We start from the raw sequence: 6,000 nt of genomic DNA, 5'->3' as shown, positions 1-6,000 counted from the left end.
TGCTGCACCGGCTCAGAGAGCACTGAGTGCTATGCAGGGTCACATTGATTCTAGAGTTATGATCTGAATTGTTGTGCTGCACCGGCTCAGAGAGCACTGAGTGCTATGCAGGGGATTATCACACACCAGCACAGCACCTCCGGAATTCGAGGCGATACGCTGTTGGTCTCATATATAGCTCAGGTCTCACAAGCACGCTCATCCAGGAGCACGGATGCATCCATTCTCGCAGAAGGCTTAAAAGTTGTGTGATTATCTCTCGAAGGGGGTCGGTGAACATAGAGAATATCTGCGAATCTCTGAAGAAGCTGGCTGAGGATGGTGCGGATGCCATCTCCAGGTCAAAGGATGTCCTGGTCGTATCGCACATCGATGCGGATGGGCTGACCGCAGCTGGAGTGATATGCGCAGCACTCTCGAGAAAGGGCATAGATCACACTCCATTATTCTTCAAGCAGCTCACAAAAAACGAACTTGAGAGCATCGCAGATGTGGGCTCAGATCTGGTGGTATTCACAGATCTTGGAAGCGGCATGATCCAGGAGATCTCATCTCTCAGCATCAAAGCTGTTGTCGCGGACCACCACCGTCCTGGAAGCACCGAGCGCTTTAGAGGAATAATCCACATAAATCCTCATCTCCTCGGCGGGGATGGGGCGACCCAGATAAGCGGCAGTGGCACTGCATTCCTTCTCGCGAATGCTCTGGGGAAAAACGAGGACCTCTCTGCGCTCGCGGTGGTCGGCGCTGTCGGAGATCTCCAGGATCTCTCGTCGGGCAGGCTCGTTGGTCTCAACCGGAGGATAATAGAGACCGGGTCGCGAGCAGGCGTCCTCTCATTCGGCCCTGATATCAAACTCTTCGGCAAACAGACTCGCCCCGTCTTCAAGATGCTCGAGTACTCGACAGATCCGTACATTCCAGGTCTCTCAGGAGATGAGGAGGCGTGCATCTCATTCCTCAAAGAGATCGGCATACGTCTCGGTGGGGAGAGATGGAGGAGGTGGATAGATCTGGACCGGGATGAGCGCGCAAGAATCGTGTCTGGACTGATCCGTCATGGTCTGCGCTCTGGTATCCCCGGCTTCAGGCTCGAGCGTCTCGTCGGGGAGGTCTACACGCTCACAAGGGAGCGAGAGGGCACGGAGCTACGGGATGCGAGCGAGTTCTCCACGCTCCTGAACGCCACGGCGAGGTACGGCCACTCCAGGACCGGCCTGGATGTCTGCCTCGGTGACAGGGATGTGGCGCTGGAGGAGGCGAGGCTTCTTCTGAGCCAGCACAGGCAGAACCTTCTGAACGGCATAAAGCTGGTGAAGGAGCGCGGCCTTGTGCAGCTGTCGAACATACAGTACTTCGATGCGGGTGAGGATATTCTCGATACCATAGTGGGAATCGTGGCAGGGATGGTATTTCAGATAGCAGACAGATCGAAGCCCATTCTGGCATTTGCATCCACTCCGGATGGCATGCTCAAGGTCTCGGCGCGGGGGACGCAGGATCTTGTGAGAGCGGGCCTGGACCTCTCGCGTGCGGTATCTGCATCAGCCGGTGAGGTTGGCGGCGCCGGAGGAGGCCACAGCATCGCAGCCGGCGCCACGATACCCCCACAGAGCAGGGATGAGTTTCTCTCAATAATTGACAGAATCGTCGGAGAGCAGCTGAAGAGTAACAGGAGCGCTTGAATGCAAGCGTGTGGTCCATGAGTGCCAAGGCGCAGTTGGGGGTAACATCTACACTGGAGGCAGGTATCCGGACTCCATGGCGTGGTTCTTCGCGACCAGCAGCCGCTCGTCCATGCTGAAGTTTCCTATGAACATGTGGGTGATCGTCGACTGCTCCTCTCTGGGCTGCTGACGCTCCTCATCGTATACAACATACCCCATCCTGCCTATGCCGCTGAAGTTCGCGTTTATGACCAGCTCGGTCCAGCTCGGGAACATCCTGAGATCCATGCGCGATGAAAGCCTGCTGCAGTCCTCGAACTCCTTCTCACCGACCATGCTCAGATTGTAGTTCATGAAGCGCGTGCTCTCCCTGAACTTCTGGTCGTATGTGAAGAGATGAGCCTCGGGATCGGTCTTGGATCCTATACGAATCATCGGCTGCGACTCTGCAATACCGAGGACCATAATCACCAGAGCTATCGCAAGTAGCCTCCTACATCTGGGCATCAGAGAGTGAGTGGTGGTATCATGTTATAATCTTTCCGCATTTATGCTCACGACTGTTTTCTCATCTTCCTGGCGCTTTAGCCCTGTCTGGATCAGATATTACTTTCGCCGCGGATGGCATGAGTTTATCTATGATGCTGTCACACTTCATATCACCTCTCAAAGAAAACTAGAGGCTGGTTGAATGAAAGATATTGAGCAGATCGTATCCAGGCTCAGCGAGCTTGGGATCAGCGTCAGCACCGAGGATGTGGAGAAGAGATACAGACTTCTTGTGGACAAGTTTCAGGTCCCTCCCCGGGAGGCGCAGAGAAGCGTTCTAAACTACTTCCTGAAGGAGAAGGGCGTCGCGCTACCTGCCAGAAAGAGCGAGCAGGTGAAGATAAACCAGATCCGCGAGCCTGGAAGATGGGTGGACCTGGAGGCCAAGGTCCTGAGCCTGTTTGATTCCCCCAGTCCGGCGATATCCCAGGCAGGGATTCTGGGAGACGAGACTGGAAACATACGGTTCGTCAAGTGGGCGAAGTCAGAGCAGCCAGATCTTGTCGAGGGGAGGAGCTATCTTCTCAGGAATCTCGTCACGGACGAGTTCCAGGGGAGGTTCAGCGTCAAGATAAACAGAAGCACCGAGATCGCAGAGCTCGATAGGGATATAGAGTCTGCTGTGCTTCCACAGAGCTCTGCAGATTATAAGGTCGTGGACATCAGCGGGCCAGGCCAGTGGATCAACCTCAGGGCCAAGGTCGTCCAGCTCTGGGAGCCCTCAAGCGATTCCATCCAGCAGCAGGGCCTGCTAGGGGATGAGACAGGCGTCGTGAGGTTCGTCAAGTGGGCGAAGTCAGAGCAGCCAGATCTTGTCGAGGGGAGGAGCTATCTTTTCAGGAATCTCGTCACGGACGAGTTCCAGGGAAGGTTCAGCGTCAAGATAAACAGAAGCACCGTCATAGAGGAGACCGAAGAGCCGATCGAGGTATCGCTGAACAGAAGGATCTCAGGCGCCATAGTCGATATACAGAAGGGATCTGGACTAATCAAGAGATGCCCGACATGCAAGAGGCCCCTGTCAAAGGGCATGTGCGCAGAGCACGGCAAGGTGGAGGGTGTTTACGATCTCAGGGTCAAGGCTGCAATAGACGATGGCCTGATCGTTCAGGACATCCTGATAAACCGCGAGCGCGTTGAGGAGCTCATCGGCCTCACCATGGAGCAGGCGAAGGAGATGGCCATGGAGGCGCTGGATCATGAGGTTGTCCTCGCGCTCATCGAGGAGAAGCTGATAGGGAGGTACTTCGAGGTCACCGGACCGGTGAGGGACAGGTACCTTCTGGTGGACAGCATAAAGGAGATGCCTTTCAGTGATGAGGATTTATCTCTGCTAGTGAGCAGGGCGGAGGGGCTATGATGTACTCCAGAGAGGTCGCCAGGAGGGTGTTCTTAGCTGAACTTAAAAGGTCAGATCTCTCCTTCCGGGAGGGAGACGACTCGCAGTACGCTCCACAGTATCTCCTGACTCCAACGGGCGCCAGATGCAATCGGGTTTTTGTTGTTGGAACGCTGATAGAGAGGGATGACATCGGCGAGGAGGTCGAGTACTGGCGCGGGAGGCTGGCGGACCCGACAGGCAGCATCCTGATATACGCGGGACAGTACCAGCCCGAGGCATCCAGAGCGCTCGCGGAGATCGAGATCCCATCGTTTGTTGCGGTCGTCGGCAAGCCATCAGTCTATGAGACTGAGGATGGGAGGAAGATAACTTCGATAAGGGCAGAGGCCGTACAGAAGGTGGATCTCGATACCCGTAACAAGTGGATCATCGAGGCTGCGCGCAGGACGCTCGAGAGGCTGGAGCTCATGCGCAGCATAGACGTGCCTCAGAGCACAGACTTCCGGCCAGGAACCATCTACCATCCTGAGGCAACGACGGTCGAGGACTGCAGGAAGGCCAGGGGCCACTACTCCACGAACATCTCTGAGTACAAACAGATGGTCCTCACAGCTCTGAGTGCCATCAGAAAGGAGCAGGCGATCGAAGAGAGCATGCCTGCTGAGGCGCATGTTATGCCTGAGGTGCATGCGGAGACGAGGACGCCCGGCGAAGTGGAGATGCAGGATCCCCCTGTTCGCGGAAAGTTGCCTGTAGATTATGAGGCAGATAGCAGAGCCGAATCGCTCAAGCCTGATGCATACACAAAGCCACAGCCAGGTAGAAGGAGACAAACGGGATCGAAGCGCATAAGCAGCCTCGTCGATCTGGAGAACGATGATATCGAGGAGATAGATATCTGAAAGAGGCGCAGCCTTGCGCATCTCTTTCAGGAGTCCTGCATTCCCTCAGGTTCGATCCCCTGCATGACGGTCAGCTGAGCTGCAGCAGCTTTGCAGGCCGTGGGGCGATCCCATGCGCTCGGCGGCCTGCTGCATGTACTGCGCTTCTGCCCCTCACAATCAACCTGATCTCTTCCTGAGCAGCCTGGCCTGGAAGCCGTGGTACTTTGCGAAGCCCTCGGCGTCCCGCTGGCTAAGCGTCTGGGAGTCGAACGATACCATCTCCTGGGAGTAGAGCGCATCAGGGGATCTCCTGCCCACAGGCATCGCATTGCCGCAGAATAGCTTCATGCGAACGACTCCATTGACCCTGGAGTTGGCCTGGTCGATGAACGCGTTCAGGTCTGCGAAAAGCGGATCGTCCACGAGTCCCATGTAGGCCATCTCGGCCCATGCCTCATCGACGCCGGCCTTGAACCTGAGCTCAGCTCTGGAGAGCACAAGCTGCTCAAGGTCCCTGTGGGCCGTCAGTAGAACGGTCGCTGCAGGATGCTCGTAGTTCTCCCTCGCCTTGAGCCCGAGCACGCGATCCTCTATCATGTCAGTGCGTCCGATTCCGTGCCTTCCTGCGATGAGATTCAGACGTCTGATCAGCTCGACCCCGCCGAGCCGCTCGCCGTTGAGCGCCACGGGCACGCCGCGCTCGAACTCGATCTCGACTATCTCCGGAGGCACGCTCCCGTCAGGTGTTCTGGTCCACTCGTAGATCTCATCAGGCGGCTCGAAGAACGGGTCCTCGAGCATCCCGCCCTCGATCGATCTCGACCATAGGTTCTCGTCGATGGACCAGGGGCGCTCTTTCGATGCCTGGACGTCTATGCCATGCTCCCTCGCGTAGTCTATCTCCCACTCCCTCGAGAGGTCCAGGTCCCTCATGGGCGCAATGACCCTCATTCCGGTGGCCCTGAATACCGCCTCGAACCTGAGCTGGTCGTTGCCCCTTCCAGTGCATCCATGTGCCAGCGCGTTTATCCCCAGCCTTCTTGCAACATCGACGACCTTCCTGGCTATCAGAGGCCTCGCTATGGCGGTTCCGAGGACATAGCCCTCGTAAGAGCCGTTCGCCTTGATGAGCGGGAATATGTAGTCCCTGACGAACTCATCCTTCGCGTCTATGACGTAGTGCTCATCGCTCAGCTTCTCAGCCCGCCTGTTTCCGCGCTCGATGTCCGCTGGCGGCTGGCCCACATCAACAAGCACTGTGACAACGCGCCTCATGCCGTAACGCTCACGCAGAAGCGGAATGCAAACAGATGTGTCAAGCCCGCCGGAATAAGCAAGAGCAACCTCAGCTTTGTCTGTCATGGTCGTAACCGGAAGGGAACAAGTTATTTCAATTTTATGAATGGCTGATGCAGCCCCATAGTGGGGTAAAAGCGATCCAGAGATTATTCGTGGCCTCGGATCATTGAAAGATCCAGCACCGGGATTCGTAGGCATCTCGCCCCAAGCTGTCGATTGCAAATATCTCCTTCAGCAATTCAAGCCCAAGAACAGCTGG

The 6,000-nt window shown here is 56.3% G+C and carries 5 protein-coding genes; 3 read left to right on the top strand and 2 right to left on the bottom strand.

What is annotated here, in order from left to right; translation table 11 throughout:
- Window positions 1-272: 272 nt before the first annotated feature.
- On the top strand, window positions 273-1,685 hold the full coding sequence (locus NQU42_RS01905; protein WP_296608594.1) for a DHH family phosphoesterase: 1,413 nt from the start codon (window positions 273-275) through the stop codon (window positions 1,683-1,685).
- Between the two features lie 48 nt (window positions 1,686-1,733).
- Here NQU42_RS01905 and NQU42_RS01900 read toward each other — a convergent pair whose 3' ends face one another.
- Window positions 1,734-2,174, bottom strand: coding sequence for a hypothetical protein (locus tag NQU42_RS01900; RefSeq protein ID WP_296608593.1), 441 nt, complete (start codon window positions 2,172-2,174; stop codon window positions 1,734-1,736).
- A gap of 184 nt (window positions 2,175-2,358) precedes the next feature.
- Here NQU42_RS01900 and NQU42_RS01895 point away from each other — a divergent pair, with 184 nt between their 5' ends.
- Both NQU42_RS01895 and NQU42_RS01890 read left to right on the top strand, forming a co-directional pair.
- Window positions 2,359-3,576 carry a replication protein A gene (locus NQU42_RS01895; protein ID WP_296608591.1) on the top strand — a complete coding sequence of 406 codons (1,218 nt, stop codon included), beginning with the start codon at window positions 2,359-2,361 and terminating at the stop codon, window positions 3,574-3,576.
- Complete coding sequence (locus NQU42_RS01890) at window positions 3,573-4,460, top strand: hypothetical protein (RefSeq protein WP_296608590.1); 888 nt, start codon at window positions 3,573-3,575, stop codon at window positions 4,458-4,460. The genes NQU42_RS01895 and NQU42_RS01890 overlap by 4 nt, the downstream gene beginning before the upstream one ends.
- Window positions 4,461-4,619: 159 nt before the next feature.
- Here NQU42_RS01890 and NQU42_RS01885 read toward each other — a convergent pair whose 3' ends face one another.
- Complete coding sequence (locus tag NQU42_RS01885; protein WP_296608588.1) at window positions 4,620-5,804, bottom strand: argininosuccinate synthase; 1,185 nt, start codon at window positions 5,802-5,804, stop codon at window positions 4,620-4,622.
- Window positions 5,805-6,000 lie beyond the last annotated feature (196 nt).

The organism is Methanothrix sp. (assembly GCF_024518575.1).
Lineage (GTDB): Archaea > Halobacteriota > Methanosarcinia > Methanotrichales > Methanotrichaceae > Methanothrix_B.
The sequence above is the reverse complement of the archived record's forward strand: the minus strand, read 5'-3'. Positions and strand labels throughout refer to the sequence as shown.

What these genes read in the sequence shown, in the direction of transcription:
- NQU42_RS01895 (WP_296608591.1), top strand. Translation starts at nt 2,359, where the DNA reads ATGAAAGATATTGAGCAGATCGTATCCAGGCTCAGCGAGCTTGGGATC.
- NQU42_RS01890 (WP_296608590.1), top strand. Translation starts at nt 3,573, where the DNA reads ATGATGTACTCCAGAGAGGTCGCCAGGAGGGTGTTCTTAGCTGAACTT.
- NQU42_RS01900 (WP_296608593.1), bottom strand. Translation starts at nt 2,174, where the DNA reads ATGCCCAGATGTAGGAGGCTACTTGCGATAGCTCTGGTGATTATGGTC.
- NQU42_RS01885 (WP_296608588.1), bottom strand. Translation starts at nt 5,804, where the DNA reads ATGACAGACAAAGCTGAGGTTGCTCTTGCTTATTCCGGCGGGCTTGAC.